Source organism: uncultured Senegalimassilia sp., assembly GCF_934636665.1.
Taxonomy (GTDB): Bacteria; Actinomycetota; Coriobacteriia; order Coriobacteriales; family Eggerthellaceae; genus Senegalimassilia.
The window spans coordinates 1-18353 of sequence record NZ_CAKUAT010000002.1 but is presented as its reverse complement, the minus strand read 5'-3'; the positions used below and the strand labels follow the sequence as shown (position 1 = coordinate 18353).

The 18353-nt window shown below is 64.0% G+C and carries 14 protein-coding genes; 10 read left to right on the top strand and 4 right to left on the bottom strand.

Annotated elements, in window-relative coordinates; translation table 11 throughout:
* Positions 1-148: 148 nt before the first annotated feature.
* A complete protein-coding gene (locus Q0G75_RS00970) occupies positions 149-1048 on the top strand; it encodes a J domain-containing protein (RefSeq protein WP_294415287.1) in 900 nt (299 codons plus the stop codon).
* Between the two features lie 171 nt (positions 1049-1219).
* Here the strand turns inward: Q0G75_RS00970 and Q0G75_RS00965 are convergent, their stop codons facing one another.
* Both Q0G75_RS00965 and Q0G75_RS00960 read right to left on the bottom strand, forming a co-directional pair.
* Complete coding sequence (locus tag Q0G75_RS00965) at positions 1220-1600, bottom strand: CrcB family protein (protein WP_294415286.1); 381 nt, start codon at positions 1598-1600, stop codon at positions 1220-1222.
* Positions 1597-2121, bottom strand: coding sequence for a CrcB family protein (locus Q0G75_RS00960; protein WP_294415284.1), 525 nt, complete (start codon positions 2119-2121; stop codon positions 1597-1599). Before Q0G75_RS00960 ends, Q0G75_RS00965 begins: the two co-directional genes overlap by 4 nt.
* Positions 2122-2394: 273 nt before the next feature.
* Here Q0G75_RS00960 and Q0G75_RS00955 point away from each other — a divergent pair, with 273 nt between their 5' ends.
* The 6 genes from Q0G75_RS00955 (at position 2395) to Q0G75_RS00930 (ending at position 9715) form a co-directional block, all read left to right on the top strand.
* Complete coding sequence (locus Q0G75_RS00955) at positions 2395-3693, top strand: DUF4143 domain-containing protein (protein WP_294415281.1); 1299 nt, start codon at positions 2395-2397, stop codon at positions 3691-3693.
* Between the two features lie 314 nt (positions 3694-4007).
* Complete coding sequence (locus Q0G75_RS00950; protein ID WP_294415279.1) at positions 4008-5207, top strand: ATP-grasp domain-containing protein; 1200 nt, start codon at positions 4008-4010, stop codon at positions 5205-5207.
* 8 nt (positions 5208-5215) lie between these two features.
* On the top strand, positions 5216-6742 hold the full coding sequence (locus Q0G75_RS00945; RefSeq protein ID WP_294415277.1) for a flippase-like domain-containing protein: 1527 nt from the start codon (positions 5216-5218) through the stop codon (positions 6740-6742).
* Positions 6743-6788: 46 nt separating this feature from the next.
* Positions 6789-7208: a PaaI family thioesterase gene (locus Q0G75_RS00940; protein WP_294415275.1), complete on the top strand. Its 420-nt coding sequence runs from the start codon at positions 6789-6791 to the stop codon at positions 7206-7208.
* Positions 7209-7534: 326 nt separating this feature from the next.
* Entirely contained in the window at positions 7535-7975 is a 441-nt protein-coding gene (locus Q0G75_RS00935) for a PaaI family thioesterase (protein ID WP_294415273.1), read from the top strand.
* Positions 7976-8281: 306 nt separating this feature from the next.
* Positions 8282-9715, top strand: a complete 1434-nt coding sequence (locus tag Q0G75_RS00930; RefSeq protein ID WP_294415271.1) for a C39 family peptidase — start codon at positions 8282-8284, stop codon at positions 9713-9715.
* Between the two features lie 13 nt (positions 9716-9728).
* Here Q0G75_RS00930 and Q0G75_RS00925 read toward each other — a convergent pair whose 3' ends face one another.
* Positions 9729-10997 carry an MFS transporter gene (locus Q0G75_RS00925; protein WP_294415270.1) on the bottom strand — a complete coding sequence of 423 codons (1269 nt, stop codon included), beginning with the start codon at positions 10995-10997 and terminating at the stop codon, positions 9729-9731.
* 147 nt (positions 10998-11144) lie between these two features.
* On the opposite strand from Q0G75_RS00925, the gene Q0G75_RS00920 reads away from it, so the two are divergent.
* The gene (locus Q0G75_RS00920) at positions 11145-12548 is read left to right on the top strand and encodes an SLC13 family permease (protein ID WP_294417689.1); all 1404 of its coding nucleotides are present in this window, start codon (positions 11145-11147) and stop codon (positions 12546-12548) included.
* A gap of 213 nt (positions 12549-12761) precedes the next feature.
* On the opposite strand, the gene Q0G75_RS00915 is transcribed toward Q0G75_RS00920, so the two are convergent.
* A complete protein-coding gene (locus tag Q0G75_RS00915) occupies positions 12762-15407 on the bottom strand; it encodes an ATP-binding cassette domain-containing protein (RefSeq protein ID WP_294415264.1) in 2646 nt (881 codons plus the stop codon).
* A gap of 538 nt (positions 15408-15945) precedes the next feature.
* Here Q0G75_RS00915 and Q0G75_RS00910 point away from each other — a divergent pair.
* Positions 15946-16575, top strand: a complete 630-nt coding sequence (locus Q0G75_RS00910; RefSeq protein WP_294415263.1) for a flavodoxin family protein — start codon at positions 15946-15948, stop codon at positions 16573-16575.
* Between the two features lie 301 nt (positions 16576-16876).
* Positions 16877-18100 (top strand): LL-diaminopimelate aminotransferase, encoded by a 1224-nt coding sequence (locus tag Q0G75_RS00905; protein ID WP_294415261.1) that lies wholly within the window; start codon positions 16877-16879, stop codon positions 18098-18100.
* The last annotated feature ends 253 nt before the right edge of the window (positions 18101-18353 follow it).

Here is an 18353-nt window from a genome sequence, read left to right as displayed (position 1 = left end):
CGAGCGGTCCGCCTTTTCGGCGGGCCGCTTTCTTTATGCGCTGATTTCGGTGGTTCCGTGCGGTTTTCGCGCCGGTTTTTTCTGACGAATGCGTGACATCCCCGGCGTTTTGGTTGTGCGGTGGGCATCGTCCCGTATAGTCGGCGTTATGAAGAAATCAGAAGCACTCAAAATACTGGGCTTGGCCGATGGGGCTAGCGACGATGAGATCAAGAAGGCTCACCGCAAGCTCGTCATCGCCCATCATCCCGACAAGTTCCCCTTGGACTCGAAGGAGCACGCCGAGGCCGAGGAGCTTACCAAACAGATCAACGAAGCGCGCGACGTGCTGATCGACCGCAGCTGGTCGCCCGAGTTCGATCCGCGCCGCGACCCGCGTCCGTATGCGGGCAACCCCTATGCGCACCCGACGGGCTCGGCGGGGCAGGGCGGTGCGTCCGGTCAGGGCAACCCGTTCGACCCGTTCGCCGGCTGGCCGTTCGGCGACGCGGCTCAGGGCCAGACTACGTACGTGTGGACCAGCTGGGACGACATCTTCAGCGGTGCGGCTGGCTCGCAGCGCCCGGGTTCGGGGCAAAACGGCGCAGGTCAGCGCACCGGTGGCGTAGAATGGCCGTTCGGCGGCTTCACCGTGGAATACGACCCCTTCGACCCGTTCGCGCCGTTCCGCGCCGCAAGCGCGCCGCAGCAAACCGGCGAAGAGGTGTTCGCCCGCGCGAAGAAGGGCCTGCGCGACGAGGCGCTCATGGTCGCCGCCAAGGTGGCGGCGCTTGCGGTGCTCTCCATCGCTGGCTCCTCGGCAACGGGCCTGTTCCTGTATGTAATGGCGTCCATCATCTACGGCCTGTACAAGCGCATGGGCAGCCTGCTTGTGATGCTGCTGGTGCCCATCATGATCTTCGGCGCGCCGCTCATCTTCATGCTGGCGCCGCGCAACGGCTTCGTGGGCGCTCCGCTCACCGTGGCGTTTCTGGTGTCGGTGCTGTTCGATGTGCAGAACCTCCGCGACCGCATTCGCACCTATCAGGCGGCGAAGGTGGGGCTGTAGGGAAGCGTTGGGCCCGTGAGCTTGCGGGCGGCGTAACGGCGTGATCTTGCGGTAGGCGTGCGGCGCAGCGCGGGCGATTGTGCTCGCGCTGCGCCGCTTTGTGCGTTTGCGCAAAAGTATTGACGGCACCAAAGCTAAGGCTTGTGTGCTTGAAAGGGCTGCCGGCCTGCGTTAACTTCCCAGAACCGCGTGCGCTAAGGCGAAGCCCAGTGCGGCGGCGCCTAGGGTTGAGCCGTAGGTGACCACCAGGTATGCTGCCGCTTCTCCGTGATGTCCTTCCGTGGCCATATCGACAGCCTCGCAGTTCATGGTGGAAAGCGTGGAGAAGCCGCCCAGAAGCCCCATGGTCAGCGCTATGTAGGCGGTTTGGCCCAGTGCGGCGGCCCCTGCAAGTGCCGCCCCGGCGACCGTGCACGACGTAAGGTTCACCAGCAGCGTTGGCCAGGGAAACCAGCTGTTCGAGCGGGGTTTCATGAACGAAAGCGCCCTATGGCGGCACAGCGCGCCGGCTGCTCCGCCTAGGCCGACCATGATCAGCGTCAGCGGGCTCATCGCGCATCGCCTTCGTTCTGCGGGGAATCTGCTTGCGGGCCTGCGACCTGGTGTTGCGCACTGTCGCGTGGGGCCGCGATTTGGTGATACGCGCTATAGCGCGGGCCCATAGCGTCGGCGATGCGCTTCCCCGCGTAGGCGGCCCCGAACGTGGCGAACACGGTGATACCCAGGTACAACGCGAACATGCCGTAACGCCCCTGCTGCAAAAGCGCCAGATTCTCGGTGGAAAGCGCAGCGATGGTGGTGAACGCCCCGATAAGCCCGATGCCCATCGACCTCACCAACGGCGCCGGCAGGTTCGTTCGGCGCGCGACGAATTGATTGACGATCTCCAACGTGAAACAACCGAATATGTTCACTGCAAGCGTGGCGACGGGGAATCCGCATTGCGCGGGCAGGAGCATCTCCAGAGCATAGCGCGCCGTGGCGCCCAAAAAGCCCATGACCAGCACCAACGGCGCCAGGGAACGAGGACTGCGCAGCGCATGGTCTACCGCATCTGGGATATTGCCGTGCACCGATGCCCCCTGTCCGAATCGATTGTTCTGCGCAGCAGTATACCGCGCTCCGCAAGAGTCGGGCTATTCGCTGGGCATTGCGCTCCGCAAGGGGTGGGCTCGGTTGCCGGCTCCCAACTGCCCGCACGTCCCTCAATCGGGTGCGCACTGTTCTTCAAATTCTCGAAAATCACCGATATGAATCCTCGAAAACAGAGTGTATTCCTCCTCGAAAATCGAGTATGATAATCCTCGAAAATATAGTATGCCCATGTCAGAGAGGAATGTTCGACTATGCTAGCCTATGGAACGGAGAAGCCGAAAACGTATCATCCGCGCCTTGTGGACGAACGATTGCATCGGCTGCTTCATACCTTCGGTGCGGTCGAGATACGCGGTACGAAGTGGTGCGGCAAGTCCTGGACGGCGTTGGCGTTCGGCGAGAGCGTTGTGCACCTGGATGACCCGAATGTCAAGGCGTTGGCCGAAGCAGACCCCACGCTGGCTCTGCAGGGGGCGCACCCGCACGTTGTCGACGAGTGGCAGGAGGTTCCTTCCACGTGGGACGCCGCGCGCCGCGCGGTCGATGCCGCCGGCGGCGAGCGCGGGCTGTTCATCCTTACGGGTTCGTCCACCCCGGCCAAAGACGCCGTTACCCACAGTGGGGCAGGCCGCATAGCGCGTGTTGATATGAGCACCATGACGCTATGGGAACGCGGGCTGTCTACGGGCGCGGTGTCGCTGTCGGGGCTGTTCGAGGGTTCGTTTGAACCATCGGCGTGCGATGCTTCCTTGGCGCCCTTGGCTGATGCCATCTGTTGCGGAGGCTGGCCCGCCCTGCTCGGGGCCAACGCCCAAACGGCCGCAGAGGTCGTCGACCAGTACCTCGACGCCATGTTCGAGGTCAGCGTTCCCAGGAAGGGTGGCACGTCCGATATGGCCCGGCGTATCGTGTTCTCGCTGGCACGCAACGTTGCTACGGCGGCTACCCTGCAGACCATCGCTCAGGATGCGGCCCTTGGCGACGAGTTCGGTGCGCCGGCTACCTCTACCGTGACGTCCTATCTTGACATGCTCGAGAGCATGTACGTAATCGAAAGCCTGCACGGCTGGGATGCGCCCGTGCGCGCGAAGTCGCGCCTGCGCACCAAGCCCAAGCGCTACTTCGCCGACCCTTCAATCCCCGCCGCTGCGCTTGGCATGGGCCCTGAGCGCCTGTTGTCCGATGGGCAGACGTTCGGGTTGCTCTTCGAGTCATTGTGCATTCACGACCTCCGGGCCTACGCCGCCTGCATGCCCGGAGCTCACCCGGGGTCGTTGCGCTACTACGGCGACTCTGACGGTCTGGAGGTCGACGCCATCATCGAACTGCGCGACGGTCGCTGGGCGGCGCTGGAGGTCAAGCTCGGCGAGGCCAAGGTACCCGACGGCATCAGGAACATCGAGCGCTTGCGTCAGAAAGTCGCGGCGAACCCTGCCGCGCGCAATCCGAAGCCTGCGTTCTCGGCCGTCCTCACCGCAACCTCACCCTTCTGCCGCTACGACGCTGAGCACGACATCTACGTGTTCCCCATCACCGCCTTAAAGCCGTAGGACTGGCTGGCTTTCAGCAGGCACTTGTGCGTAGTCGAGACTACGTTTTAGTAAGGGACTGCGGTTGAAAGCCTGGCCCTCTTCTGGTCCAGGATTTCGCAGTCCCTTACTGAAATATTGCCGTGCACTGATGCCTCCTGTCCGAATCGGTTTCGCTGCGCAGCAGTATACCGCCGCCTGCAAGGGGTGGGCTGCAGCATACTCTTTGCGTGAGGGCTTTCCTGCGGCGGTGCGGCGGTGTGCGCGTGGGGGTATACTTTCTTATCATGCTTAGAGGGCTGCGCTTGCGTTGGCCGCTAGAGAAGGGGGTTGCCATGGTCATCCTTGACGAACCGTATGCTTCGCCGCAGTTGTTGGAATGGCTTGAATCTTCGCAACACCCTGTGCTTCGCAATGCGTTCTCCGAGCGCACGGCTTTTGCGTCCGGGCGGGCGTTGCACCTGGTCGATGAGGCCGAGGCCGCCTCGCGTCTTTCCGCGGGCGAGCGCGTTTACACCAACTCCGAGAACACGCTCGAGTGGATCTGCTCGCATGCGGACAATCCCGGCCTTACGCACGCCATCTCCGTGTTCAAGGACAAGGTTGCCATGCGCAAGCTTCTGGCACAGATGGATGAGGGCTTCTTCTTCCGTTCATGCACGGCTGATGAGCTGGGGAAACTTGATTTCGCCGAGCTTGAGCCGCATATGCCGTTCGTGGTGAAGCCCGCGCGCGGGTTCTGCAGCATGGGCGTGCATGCGGTGCGCTGCCGTGGTGATTGGGACGAGGCGCTGGCTGATTTCGCGTCGAACGCGGCTGCTTGGGCGGACATGTATCCCGACAGCGTGGTCGCTGGCAACGATTTCATCCTGGAGCAGTTCATCACGGGGCAGGAATATGCTCTGGACGCATTCTTCGATGAGCAGGGCGCGGCGCACGTGCTCAACGTGCTGCGTCATGATTTCGCCGGTCCCGACGACACGTCCGATCGCATGTACACTACCTCGGCGGCCATCGTGCGCGAGAAAGCGCCTGCCTTCGAGGAATGGCTTTCGCGCGTGAACGCCCTGGTAGGAGCACGTAACTTTCCGGTTCACGTGGAAGTGCGCGTGGACGAGCAGGGCGGCGGCGTCATTCGTCCCATCGAGTTCAACCCCTTGCGATTCGCCGGCCTGGGCGGCACCGATGTTGCCCAGCACGCCTATGGGTTCCGCACCTATGAGGCGTTTTTGACCGATACGCTGCCCGATTACGACGCGGCGTTCGCGTATGCGGGCGACCATGTGTACACCATGTCGCTGCTCAACCCGCCGGAGGGCGTGACGGGAACCGAGGAATTCGATTACCCGGCGTTTTCCGAGCGCTTCGATAGGGTTTTGGAGTTGCGCGAGTTCGACGTGCCCACGTTCGGCTGCTACGGCTTCCTGTTCGTGGAAACCGACCTTGACGAACGCGGCAAGGCCGAGCTTGATTTTCTGATGCATACCGATTTGCGCGAGTTTCTGAGCTGTAACGACACCGCGGGCCAACGTTAGGCGGCTGCATGAAATTCAACGTTAAGAACCTTTTCATGGGCGTGGTGCTCATCATCGTGCTTGCGGTGGTGTTTTTGCGCGGCGACCAGCTGGTTGAGTTGGGCGAGACCATGAAGCAGGGAAGCCCCCTGCCGCTGGTCGCGGCCGTCCTCACGCAGCTGGGGAAGTACTTCGCGCAAAGCTTCGCCTATTCGCGCAGCTTCGCCGCCGTGGGAGAGCGCATGGAGCCGAAATCAACGTTGCCGCTGGTCTTCGGCACGTTTTTCATGAATACCATCGCGCCGTCCATGAACCTGGCGGGCACCACGTTGGTGGTCGACGACGCGCGACGGCGCGGCATCCCCGCCGGCAAGGCCACGGGTGCGGCGCTGCTCATGCAGATCACCATCGACGGCGCGTTCTCCACGCTTATGGTGTGCGCGTTCATCTTCTTGGCCGTCACGGTGGGGCTGTCGCCTGTGTGGTTCCTTATGGGTATGGTGGTGTTGTGCCTGGTGGGAACCATGGTGGCGTTGCTTATCCTGGCGCACAAAAAGCCCGATTCGCTGATGCGCCTTTTGCGGCCCGTCGAGCGTTTGAGCCGCAAAGTGGTTGCGCGCGTGCGCAAAAAGCCGCTTGAGCCGTGGGCCGAACGCATCGCGCAGGCGTTTTCCGAGGCCGCCGGTATGATCGGCCACAGCCCCAAACCCACGCTGCAGGCGTACGGGTGCTCGCTGATCGCCAGTTTGTGCGAGCTTTCGTGCTTCGCGCTGGTGGGCATCGGGTTCGGCGTCGACACGGCGCCGGCTCTGGTGTGCGGTTACGTGGTGGCAACGCTGTTCGCTATGATCTCGGTCACGCCGCAGGGCGTGGGCGTGGTCGAGGCGGCGGTCGTTGTGGCGTTCACCAGCTTCGGCGAATCGGCGGCGGCCGGTACGGCCATCGGCCTAGTGTATCGCGGCATCGTGTTCTGGATGCCGTTCATCATCGGCGCCGTGCTGATCAACACCACGAAGGCGTTCAAGGGCGACGTGAAGAAGGCGGCGTACGACCAGGACATGGGCGCCGTCGCCGGCACGGCTGCTACCGCGGCGCGTTTGCAGGAAGAGGCGCACGCCGACGCGGTGCGCCGCAAGCGTGCGGCCGCGCTGCGCTCGCGCATGGCGGATGCAGCCGGTGCGCATGCGGCGCATGGCGGGCAGCGGGCCGCGGGTGTGGTACCGGCGGAAGTTGGCGGGGTCGCGGCGGACGGCGCTGTCGAGGTGGGCGGTGCCGTCACGGCGAGTGTCGCCGCTCAAACGGTGCCTTTTGCGGAAACGCATATGCCTGCGTCTGCCGCCCAGACGGTGCCTGTTGCGGCAGGAGCTGGGTCCGAGCGCGCTGGCGCGACGGTGCCGCTGGATGCGGCGCGGCCGGCGAACGCGGATGGCATGCCGCATGAGCGCGCTGCCGATTGGGCTGCCGATCTGCCGGAGGTTTCGCCTTCGGTCACGTCGGAGGATTTGCCCGGGGAAGGTCCGGGTTCGCCAACGTATACTGAAACGGATAAACAATAGGCTGCGGGCCGCGGTTTTCGCGGCCCCTTCGTTTTCGGAGGTTTTCATGACCCTTCTGGATACTTTGCACATCACCTGCGAACTGGTCACTCCCGAGCATATCGAGATGTCCATGCCCATTTCCGAGGAGATTTACCAGCCGCATGGCTTTTTGCACGGCGGCGCCACCCTTGCGTTGCTGGAATCGTGCGCAAGTCGCGGCGCCGAGGCGCGCACCGATTTCGACAAGGAGCTGCCGTTCGGCTTGGAGTCCGATATCCGCCACAAGAAGCCGGGCAAATCCGGCATCCTGCACGGTTTCGCCGACCTTGAGCACGAAGATCCCAGCTACGGCGGCCGCAAGCAGTTCTGGCACGTGGTGGCCAAAGACGACGCCGGCGACGTGGTTTCCGAGGGTACCTTCATCACCAAGATCGTCACCAAAGAGCACTTCGCCGAAAAGAAACGCCAGCGTGGACAACGCTAACCCGGACACATAATCCTACGTCCCCAAAGTGTCCGACCCCCAAAGTGTCCGACCCCGGACGCTTCGGCCGGACAATTCGGGGACGTAGAACCAAGTGTCCGGATTGTGTTTCGGGGTGACAGGCGGCTTGCGCGAATGCGTCTTTGCCCCCGGTTCGGCTGGTTTGACTTGTTTGGCCCGTTCTTGCCGCCGATTGACCCGGTTCGCTCCCTCCGCATTTCGGGGGTGTGGCGTCAAGCGTTTCAGGCCGCTTGGCAACGCGTCCGGTTTTTGCCGGCGGTTTGAGATGCCTGTTTGCGGCGATGGTTGAAGAGAGGAAGCTGCCCATGGAAGCGTTTGTGCGCGAGAGCCTTCTGGAGATGTACGAGACGAATCGTCAGTGGCTTGGCAACCTTGAGCCCAAGGTTATGGAAGAGGGCTTCGTGCGCAACTCGGTCGTCGTGCCCGAGAAGGCCTGCAACTTCTTCGGCAACGCCTTCGGCGGCTACCTTATGAGCTTGGTGGACGTTTGCGGGTGCGCGGCGCCTTGGACGCTGGGCAAGTACGTGGTCACGCAAACCTGTGACGTGCATTTCATCAGGGGAGTTATGCTCGGCGAGCACGTGTTCGTCGAGGCGCGCGATGTGCGCACGGGACGCACGAGCTCCATCGCCGACGTTCGCATCGTGGACGAGCAGGGCAACGTGCGCCTGACCGCCACCGTCACCATGCACATCGTGCGCGACATCCAGCCCGAGGACGTGGGCGTCCAGCAGAAGCTCGAGTAAGAGGCCCGTTGGCGCAGCTTTCGGGGGTTGTGCGCGAGCTGCTTCGGAAGGCGCTTGGTGCGGTTTTGCGCGGATGGCCGCCGCTGTTTTGCCGTTTTGCGGCTCCTGTGGGCGATGGTTTCCGAGAAGCAATCGAAGACGCAAAACTCCATCTAGTTCGCCTTTGTTGACTTTCTGTTACCCAATTGTGGTTTAACTGCAGCAAGGTTTTGGCTTTTCAGAAAGGCTTCAGCTGCGGTCGGTATCATGTTCGAAACGAACGTGAACCGTGCGCTTTTGCGTGCGCGCAATTCTAGGAAGAACGTGATGGGAGAACCTATCGACACTCATTTTGACAAGCAGGAGACGCCGCAAGGACGTCATGCGCGCCAGATTCCGCTCCCGGGTCGCCACGCGCGTGTGACGGCGGGCGGGCAAAGCGCGGCCGGCAAAGCGTCCGCCGCGCCGCGCGCAATCGGACAAGCGACTGAAGTTGCGTCGTCCGCCGCGGCGCGCGCAGCTGGCCGCGCCGCCGATGTCGCCTCGTCCGACTCGGTCGATGCGCCCGTTAAGCATCGTCCGCATGGCGATGCTGCCGAAGCTGCGCTGTTCGCCGTGCCGGTCGAGATGCTCGGCGAGCGCAGTGCATCTGGCGAACAGGCCGACGACTCCGCCGAGCGCGGCCGTGCCGCAGCCTCGCGCTCTTCAGCCCGTCACGCGCGCGTGACGGTTCCTCATGCTGCCCGTTCCCGTGGCGGTGCGCGACACGGCGCGGATGCTTCCCGTGTTGCTCACAATGGCGCGTTCATCAGCGTCGGCGGGGCGGTGATCGGCGGTAGCAGCTGGTCTGTGCGCGGGCGTTCGCTGATGGCGGCCGTGGCCGTTGTCGTGGCTGCATTGGTGGTCGTCGGCATTCTGGCAACGCATGGTCACGCCGGCGCAAACAGCGGCGATCAGGATGTTGCGCAGGAAGCCCTGGAATCCCAAACGCTGGAGACGGCGTACGCCGCCGACGACTCGGCAGAGGCGCAGCAGGAGCAGCAGCCGCATGATGCAGAAGCCGCGGAGGCCGTTGCGCCTGGCATGCGCCCCGACGATGCCGACGGGTTCTCCCGGAATCGTCGCGATGCCCTGGGCGCGATGAGGCAGGAAGCCGCGGGAGGTTTCGGTCGTGCTAACGTGATGCAGGTGGTCGACTTCACCGGCCTGAGCGGTACGAGCGCAAGCGTGCCCGAGCTGTTCCAGTACCCCAGCATGCCGGCGGGCTGCGAGGTGTATTCGCTCGCTGCGGTGCTGCAGGCAATGGGCCACGATGCCGACCCTGATTCCATCGTGGCGAACCAGCTGCCCTTCGACGTGGAAGGCGACGATTATGCCTCGGCGTTCTGGGGCGATCCGTACTGGGCGGGCGAGGGCATGCCGCCGGCGATCCAGACGGCGGGCAACGCCTATCTGGAGGAAGAGGGCGCTAGCGAGCGTTTTGCCAACCTCACCGGCACCGATTTCGACGAGCTTGCCAGCAAGGCGTCGTCTGGAACCCCGGTGCTCGTGTGGACCACGCTCGACTTCGAGGACCCGTATTTCGACGAGCCCTTGGAGGCGAATTCCTTCTATGACCTGGAGCATTGCGTGGTGCTGCTGGGCGTGGAGGGTCACCGCGCGTGCATCATGGATCCCACGCAGGGTTACGTGACCGTCAATTACAGCTGGTTCAAGTACCTCTACGAGCAGTGCGGCTCCATGGCGCTGGCGATTGAGTAAACGTTGCGCTGCTTTATGCGTTCGTGCGTTTGTCGGTGGCGGTGTAGACTCCGATCACGATGATGGCGGCAACCACCAGCATGGCCAGCAGGGCTGCGTATGACACCAGGTAGGTGCCGAATGCCTCGGTCAAAAAACCTGGTAGGAACGTGAAGATGAACCCGCCCAGCGCGTAGCATACCTGGAAGTTCTTGATGGTGCGCGTCTCCTTGCCGCGCGGAGCCAGCTCGATGGACCATACCGAAATGCCCACGGTGCCCAGCGACATGCCGATGCCGAACATGAGCACGCCCAGCCCTGCAAGCCCCGTGTTGCCCATATCCGACAGGCACAGCACCGCCGTGCCCGCGATGTACAAGGCGAAGAAGACCGCCGACCCGCGTTTGGTGCCGAAGCGGTCGAACGCCATGCCGCTGACCAGCTTCGCCACCGTCAAGCATGCGCCGTTGACTGCGACCAGCGTGGCGGCGTGCTCGGCGGAGAAGCCCTCGGAGGTGAACAGCACGGCCAGGTAGTTGCCGCCGCCCACCGACACGCAGCCGATGATGATCATGGCCAGGAACAGAAGCGGCATGGTGCGCGGGGAAAGATCGCGGTTGACGTGGCGTTTCCTTACGCGTTCAAGCTGCTGGGCGCTTTTCTCCTGCTCGCGTTGCACCGCCTTGGGGCTTCCCTCGTAGGGGGTAAGGCCCATGTCGCGCGGGTCGTTTCGCAGCAGGGCGAATACGGTCACGCCGATGACCAGGGCCAACGCCGCTTCCGCCCTGAACGCGGTCTGAAGGTCGAAGGCGCTGATGAGCGCCACCGCCGCGTTCGGGATGATGATGGCCGCCACGCCCGAGCCCACCGCGGCGACGCCGGCCACGGTGGCCACGTTCGCCCGGAACCACCGGTTGATCAGCATGGTCGAGGCGATCATGCCGCCGAAGCCGTAGCCCAGGCCCGTCAGCGCCGAGGCGCCGCACAGCATGCCGAAGTTGCTGTCGGCCAGCGAGTACAGCGCAAACCCGGCGCTGACGCATAGCGTTGCCAGGAACGCGCCGATGCGGCAATCGACCAGGTCGTAGTAGCGTCCGACCACCAGCATCGCCAGAAGCGACACGAATGTGCGCACCGACACGATGATCGACCCGCCCGAATGCCCGACGCCCGGTAGATCGACCAGGTAGGGTTGGTATACGGAAAACGACGTGGAGGGCAGGCCCACGTTCGTGAACAATATAAGGAAGCAGCACACCGCCACCACGGCTTCGTAATGCTGCTTGATCTTGGCGAATAACATGCGTTGGAACCACCTTCGGATGGGTATTGCCGTGCTGCGCATTGCGCGTACAGATATCTAGCATAACGGGGTCATGTTTCAATCGGCGAAAAGCTGACGGAATCGCGATAATGCGACGGGTGGGATGGCGTGTTACCCTTGCATCTCGTGATTAAGACGGGAAACATATCGATTCGCTCGGCTGCGCGCGCGATTCGGGCTTTTGCGGCGCGCGAGACCGTGCTGGTCGTTGCTGTTGCGGCGGCATGGGCGTCGTGCGCCCTTGTGCCGCCTGATGCCGGGTATGCCGCGTACGTTGATTGGCGTACGCTGGCGCTGCTCTTCTGTCTGATGACGGTGGTGGCGGGGTTTCGCTCGCTCGGCGTGTTGGATGCTGCGGGGGCGTGGTTGGTCGTGCGCGCTCGGACGCAACGTGCTGTTGCCGGCGTGCTGGTCGGGCTTGCGTTCTTCGCTAGCATGGCGGTGACCAACGACGTCGCGCTCATCACGTTCGTGCCGCTGGCTTTGGTGGTTTTGCGCCGCGCGGGCATGGAGGGCCGCATGTGCCTGGTGGCCACGCTCATGACCATTGCGGCGAATCTCGGCAGCATGTTCACGCCTGTGGGCAACCCGCAGAACCTGTACCTGTTCACGGCTTCAGGTATGAGCGTTGGGGAGTTTCTGCAGCTCATGGGCCCGTATACCGCTGCGTCCGCTGCAATGCTGGCGCTTGCGTGCGCGCTGTGCTTTCGAGGCGGGGAAGTGCGCGAGGCCGGTGGCGTTGGCCGATTTGCGCCATTGGGTGATTTTGCGACTGGGGATCTTGGGATTCGATGTTCATCATCGGGCGGTTTTGCGTCCGATGACGCTGCGGAAGATTCCGTGCATAACTATCAAGCTGCGCACGGGGTGGCTACGGAAAGATTTATGTCAGAAACCATAACCGCTTGTGTTGCGGACGGGGCTTCGAGCACTCGTCTGGCGGATGTGCATCCGTCGGTTGGCATATCGCCCGAATCCGCTTCCCCTGAATGCTTCTCCGCTTGCTCGCGTAAGCGGTTGGCGGTGTACGGCGTTTTGTTCGCATGCTGCTTGGCTGCGGTTTTGGGCGTGTTGGACGTCCGTGTTTTGCTGGCGTTGGTGCTGCTGGGCGTTTCCCTTTCGGACGCAAGCCTGTTGCGGCGGGTCGATTGGGGTTTGTTGGCGACTTTTGCGGCCCTGTTCGTGTTCGTGGGGAACATGGGTCGCGTTCCGGTGCTGCACGACGCGCTCTCGGCGGCGGTGGGCGGCAACGCGCTGCTTGCCGCAGTAGGGGGCAGCCAGGTTATCAGCAACGTGCCGGCCGCGGTGCTGCTTTCAGGGTTCACCGATCAGTGGCAGGCGCTGATCGTGGGCACGAACTTGGGCGGTTTGGGCACGCTCATCGCGTCTATGGCAAGCCTCATCACGTTCAAGGCGGTCATGGTAGGCCGCCCCGGCATTCGTGGGCGCTACCTGCTCGTGTTCACTGCGTGGAACGTTGCGTTTTTGGTAGTGTTGCTCGTGATTGCCGTGGTTTTGGGGGCCGTATAGGGCATTTTGCCGGGTGTGGTGTCGGTTGCGAGGACAAATCAGACGAATCGGCTGGGCCAACATAGGCATACAACGTTTTGGGCTTCGGTCGTTTGGCCGGCCATGATGAAGGGCGGTGCATCGAATCCCAACACGCCTCCCTTCCCGCGAGAGCTATCAGCGCGGACCGGAGTACCCTGCGAACGCATTGGCCAGCGCGCGTTTTCTTTCCCCTTATAGATAGCTGCCGGTTAGGCTGGCGGGGTTTTGGGCGATTTGCGCTGGGGTCCCGTGCGCTACCACGCGTCCGCCTGCTTGGCCGCCGCCCGGGCCCATGTCCACGACGTAGTCGGCGTTGCGGATGAAGTCCAGGTCGTGCTCGATCACCACCACGGTGGCGCCTTGCTCAACCAGGTGCTGGAACACGTTCAGCAGCGTGCGCACGTCGCGCGGGTGCAGGCCGATGGTGGGCTCGTCGAACACGAACAGCGCCCCGTCCTGGGCTTTCCCCATTTCGCTGGCAAGTTTGAGGCGCTGCGCCTCGCCGCCGGAGAGCGCCGGCGTGGCCTCGCCGAGCGTGAGGTAGCCAAGCCCCAGGCCATGCAGCGTTTGCAGCATGGCGTGCGCCTTCTTCAGGCTGGCGCACGCGTCGAGCGCCTCGTCGATGCTCATGGCCATGAGCTGCGCGAGCGTGTGCCCGTTCCAAGTGATGGCGTCGGCCTCGCCGCTGTAGCGGCGGCCGCGGCAATCGGGGCAGGGAACGTCCACGTCGGGAAGGAACTGCACGTCAAGCGACACCTGGCCGGTGCCGTCGCAGGTGGGGCAGCGCAGCTTGCCGGTGTTGTAGGAGAAGGCGCCCGCCTTCAGGCCCGCGGCTTTTGCCTCCTCGGTGCGCGCGAAAGCGCGGCGAAGGTCGTCGAGCACGCCGCAATAGGTGGCAACGGTCGAGCGCACGTTCGCGCCGATGGGGGTTGCGTCGATGAGCTGCGCGCGGACGATACCGGCGGGGTCGATCCCGCGCACGCTTGCGGGCAGGGTTTCGCCAGCGTTTGCGCTGTTCAGCGCGGGAATCAGCTCTTCGAGAACCAGCGTCGTCTTGCCGCTTCCGGATACGCCGGTGACCGCTGTCAACCGGTTGACGGGCAGGTCGACGGAAAGCGCGTGCACGGTATGCAACGGGCTGGTTTCCAGGTGGATGGTGCCGCGCTCGAACAGTTGGTTTTCCGGGCAGCGAGGTCGCGCATTCGCCATGGGGTCGGGTGTGGCGCACGCGAGTGCCTCGGTCTGCGGCTGCGTTTCGCCCATCGAGGTGACTGCTTCCGTTTTCGTTTGCGGACGCGACACGAGCTCATTGCCACGCGTCGGCGCGTCCGTGGTGTTCCCCGCTTCGCCAGTCACCGGCAAGTACCGCCCAATCAGCGAGTGCGCATCAGCCCGCAGCTCGGCCGGCGTTCCGCAGGCGACCACGTGCCCGCCGCCGGCTCCGGCTTCCGGGCCCATCTCCACCAGGTAGTCTGCCGCGGCCAGGATGCGCGTGTCGTGGTCGACCATCACCACCGAGTTTCCGTCGGCCAACAGGTCGCGCATGACGCCCAGCAGGCCGTCGATATTCGCCGGGTGCAGGCCGATCGAGGGCTCGTCCAGCACGTAGAGCACGCCGGTGGTGCGGTTGCGTACGGCGCGCGCCAGCTGCACGCGTTGGCGTTCGCCAGTGGACAGCGTGGAGCCCGCGCGGTCGAGCGACAGGTAGCCCAGCCCCAGCTCAAGCAGCCGCCGCGCCGTATGCTGGAACGACTCGCAGATGGAGACCGCCATGGGGCGCAGGTCCTCGGCAAGCGTTTCCGGGACGTCGTCTACCCAGGTCACTGCCTTGTCGAGCGTCATCTCGCACGCTTTCGCCAGGTTTATCCCGCGCACGAGCGGGCCGCGCGCCGCCGCCGACAGGCGCGTGCCCTTGCAATCCGGGCACGGCCCTTCGGTCAGGAAGCGGGCCACGCGCGCCAGGCCCTTTTCGTCCTTGGCCTTCGCCAGCGCGTTCTCCACGGTGTAGACGGCGTTGTAGTAGGTGAAGTCGAGCTCGGCGAAGTTGTCGCCTTTCTTCGCCTTGTACAGGATGTGCTTTTTCTCGGCGGGGCCATGGAAGACGATGTCTCGTTCCTCGGGCGTGAGCTGGGAAAACGGCACGTCAAGGCGCACGCCCATCTCGCCGCACACCTGCTTCATGAGGTCCCACATCAGGCTTCCCCAGGGAAGCACTGCGCCCTCGTTGATGGTTTTGCTCTCGTCGGGGACCAGCGCGGCCTCGTTCACGCGCCGCACGGTGCCAGTGCCGCCGCAGGTGGGGCAGGCGCCGCCGCTGTTGAAGGCAAGGTCCTCGGCGCCGGGTCCGAAGAAGGTCTTTCCGCAGTTCGCGCACGTGATCGGCTGCTCGGCCGCCACCGACATGGAGGGCGGGGCGAAGGTGCCGCAGTGTGGGCACGGGTGGCTGCCCACGCGGCTGAACAGCAGGCGCAGGCTGTTCAGCAGCTCGGACATGGTGCCGAAGGTGCTGCGCACGCCGGGGACGCTCGGGCGCTGATGCAGCGCCAGCGCGGCGGGGACGTAGCGCACTTCGTCGACGTCGGCGCGCGCGGCCTGCCCCATGCGGCGTCGCGTGTACGTGGACAGCGCCTCCAGGTAGCGTCGCGAGCCTTCCGCGTACAAAACGCCCAAGGCCAGCGAGCTTTTCCCGCTGCCCGAGACGCCGCACACGCCCACCAACTGGCCCAACGGGATGTCGACGTTCACGTTCCGCAGATTATGGACGCGCGCCCCGCGCACCTCGATATGCGTAGGGCTGGCGGGTGCGATGTCGGTTTGGTCGGTGGGCAGGTGGTTCATGGCGATGCCTTTCAGGCGACGGCGTGATGTTGCCCTTCATTATAAGGCGAGCCCGGGGTACGGGGCGCGGGCGGACACTTTGGGGACGTAGCGCTAACTGTCCGGAATCGCACTGCGCAAGGGGCGGGGTGATGTTGGCCGCGAGAGTGTGTGGTTGGGAGAGGAGCGGCGAAGCAGGCCGCGCGGTTCTAGAACATCGAATCTTCTGGGCGGTTCTGCAGGTCGAATTTGCCCGAAAGGCCTTCAGGGTTCGGTGTTTCCCCAGGTCGGCTGCATCGGTAATCAGAGAAGCTGGCGAAAAACCGCCCAGAACTTCAGACTCATGTCAAAATCCGGCCTGGTTTTCTGCAAAACCGTACAGAACTCTACCCCTGCCGCATCCCGGTGATCGCCATCGCACAAGCGAGCGTGCGAATGTCGGGTATACAGCGCCACCTCCCCGAAGTGCCCGGGGTGTGTGCTTCTTTGGTTGGCGGCCCTTGGCGCTTGTACAATGGGTTTGACATCTACAGGGTCATCCGGACGAGAGGATATTCCTATGAGCAAGGTTTTGCTGGTCAACGGCAGCTCGCGGCAGGAGGGCAACACGTCGGTTGCGCTCGCTGAGGTTGCCGCCGCGCTTGAGGGGCACGGCATCGAGACGGAAACCATGTGGCTGGGCAACATGCCCGTCAACGACTGCATCGCCTGCGGCAAGTGCGCCGAGCTGGGCGGGAAGTGCGCCATCGCTAACGACGTGGTGAACGAGTTGATCGCCAAGGCGGCGCAGGCCGACGGCTTCGTGTTCGGCACGCCAGTGTACTACGCGCACCCCTCGGGCCGCATCCTGTGCGCACTCGACCGCGCGTTTTATGCAGGCGGCGCGGCGTTTCGCCATAAGCCCGGCGCGGCGGTGGCCGTTGCGCGCCGCGGCGGCACCACGGCGTCGTTCGACGTGCTGAACAAGTATTTCACCATCTGCGAGATGCCCGTCGTGTCGTCCACGTACTGGAACAACGTGCACGGTCGCCTGCCGGGCGAGGCCGCGCAGGACGCGGAGGGCCTGCAGACCATGCGCAACATCGGGCAGAACATGGCCTGGCTGCTCAAGTGCATCGAGGCGGGGAAGGCCGCGGGCATCGACGTCCCCGTCGCCGAGCGCGGCCAGATGACGAACTGCATCCGCTAGGTCGGGCGACCGGATCGCGAACCACGCCGCTAGTTCGTGCGGCTTGATGATGAACCGCGTCCGCTAGCTCGGCTGCCATATGGCGAACCGCATCCGCTAGCTCGGGCGGCTCCCGGATCGTAATTTGATGCATTCGTGAAGCGCCGGCCTTGTGCCGACGCTTCCGTGTTAAATCCGGGAACCCCTACGTTACATTTCGGAAATCTTGGGGAAATCCGCTGCAAAATTGACCCGTATGAAAACTGCGGCGGTCGCGGCTGCGCCGCCGCTTGCGGAAACCGAACGTGCAAGGAGGCCCTTCGTGGCTAAGGTCAACCCGAATTACCAGAAACTTCCCGGCAGCTATCTGTTCTCCGAGATCGCCCGCCGTACTGCCGCTTATTCCGAGGCGCATCCCGAGGCGAAACTCATCAAGATGGGCATCGGCGACGTCACGCGCCCGCTGGTCCCGGCCGTTATCGAGGCCATGCACGCTGCCGTCGAGGACATGGCGAAGTCCGAGACCTTCCACGGCTACGGCCCCGAGCAGGGCTACGATTTCCTGCGCGCTGCCATCGCCAAGCGCGATTTCCACGCCCTTGGCGTCGATATCGCCGACGACGAGATCTTCATCTCCGACGGCGCGAAGTCCGACTGCGGCAACATCGGCGACATCCTCGACGTCGACAACGTGGTGGCCGTGTGCGATCCGGTGTACCCCGTGTACGTGGACTCAAACGCCATGGCCGGCCGCGCGGGCGACTACGACGAGGCCGCCGAGCGCTGGACGAACATCGTGTACATGCCCACCACCGCTGAGAACGGCTTTTGCCCGGCGCTGCCCGAGGGTCGCGCGGACGTCATCTACCTGTGCAGCCCGAACAACCCCACCGGCACCGTGCTCAACGCCGAGCAGCTGAAGGTGTGGGTCGACTACGCCAACGCCAACGACGCCATCATCATGTTCGATGCCGCTTACGAGCGCTTCATCACCGAAGAGGGCGTGCCGCACTCCATCTACGAGGTGGAAGGCGCCAAGACCTGCGCCATAGAGTTCCGCTCGTTCTCCAAGACGGCGGGCTTCACCGGCGCGCGCTGCGGCTACACCGTGGTGCCCAAGGAGCTGGTTCGCGACGGCCAGAGCCTCAACGCCATGTGGAACCGCCGCCAGTGCACGAAGTTCAACGGCGCCAGCTACATCATCCAGCGCGGTGCCGCGGCCATCTACACTGAGGAAGGCGAGCGCCAGATCGAGGAGACGCTGGCCTACTATCGCAATAACGCACGCGTGATTAAGGAGGGCCTCGAGGCCGCCGGCTTCACCGTGTACGGCGCGGTGAACAGCCCGTATATCTGGTGCAAGACGCCTGAGGGCGTGGGCAGCTGGGAGTTCTTCGACAAGCTGCTGACCGAGGCGAACATCATCACCACGCCGGGCGCAGGCTTCGGCCCCTCGGGCGAGGGCTACGTGCGCCTGACCGCCTTCGGTGACGCCGACGCCACGGTCGAGGCCATGGAGCGCATCCAGAAGCTCATGGGTAAGTAAGAGGTTGCGAGCGACCGTCCGTTGACGCTGCGGCTGCTGTTGCTGCTGCGCGCGGTAACGCGTGTGGTTACTAATGCGGGCGAGGGTGCGGCAGCGTGCAGCCGCCGTAGCGTTTGTAGTTGCGAAAAAAAGGGGGCCGCAGGCCCCCTTTTCGTATGTATTGGCGCACTTGCTGCGGTAGTGTCGGCAATGTTGGTGTAAGCCGTTCTCGCTAGGCGCTGCCGAGGGCAGCGCGAGCGGACGGCGAATCGGA

What these genes read in the sequence shown, in the direction of transcription:
- Q0G75_RS00970 (WP_294415287.1), top strand. Translation starts at nt 149, where the DNA reads ATGAAGAAATCAGAAGCACTCAAAATACTGGGCTTGGCCGATGGGGCT.
- Q0G75_RS00965 (WP_294415286.1), bottom strand. Translation starts at nt 1,600, where the DNA reads ATGAGCCCGCTGACGCTGATCATGGTCGGCCTAGGCGGAGCAGCCGGC.
- Q0G75_RS00955 (WP_294415281.1), top strand. Translation starts at nt 2,395, where the DNA reads ATGCTAGCCTATGGAACGGAGAAGCCGAAAACGTATCATCCGCGCCTT.
- Q0G75_RS00950 (WP_294415279.1), top strand. Translation starts at nt 4,008, where the DNA reads ATGGTCATCCTTGACGAACCGTATGCTTCGCCGCAGTTGTTGGAATGG.
- Q0G75_RS00945 (WP_294415277.1), top strand. Translation starts at nt 5,216, where the DNA reads ATGAAATTCAACGTTAAGAACCTTTTCATGGGCGTGGTGCTCATCATC.
- Q0G75_RS00940 (WP_294415275.1), top strand. Translation starts at nt 6,789, where the DNA reads ATGACCCTTCTGGATACTTTGCACATCACCTGCGAACTGGTCACTCCC.
- Q0G75_RS00935 (WP_294415273.1), top strand. Translation starts at nt 7,535, where the DNA reads ATGGAAGCGTTTGTGCGCGAGAGCCTTCTGGAGATGTACGAGACGAAT.
- Q0G75_RS00930 (WP_294415271.1), top strand. Translation starts at nt 8,282, where the DNA reads ATGGGAGAACCTATCGACACTCATTTTGACAAGCAGGAGACGCCGCAA.
- Q0G75_RS00925 (WP_294415270.1), bottom strand. Translation starts at nt 10,997, where the DNA reads ATGTTATTCGCCAAGATCAAGCAGCATTACGAAGCCGTGGTGGCGGTG.
- Q0G75_RS00915 (WP_294415264.1), bottom strand. Translation starts at nt 15,407, where the DNA reads ATGAACCACCTGCCCACCGACCAAACCGACATCGCACCCGCCAGCCCT.
- Q0G75_RS00910 (WP_294415263.1), top strand. Translation starts at nt 15,946, where the DNA reads ATGAGCAAGGTTTTGCTGGTCAACGGCAGCTCGCGGCAGGAGGGCAAC.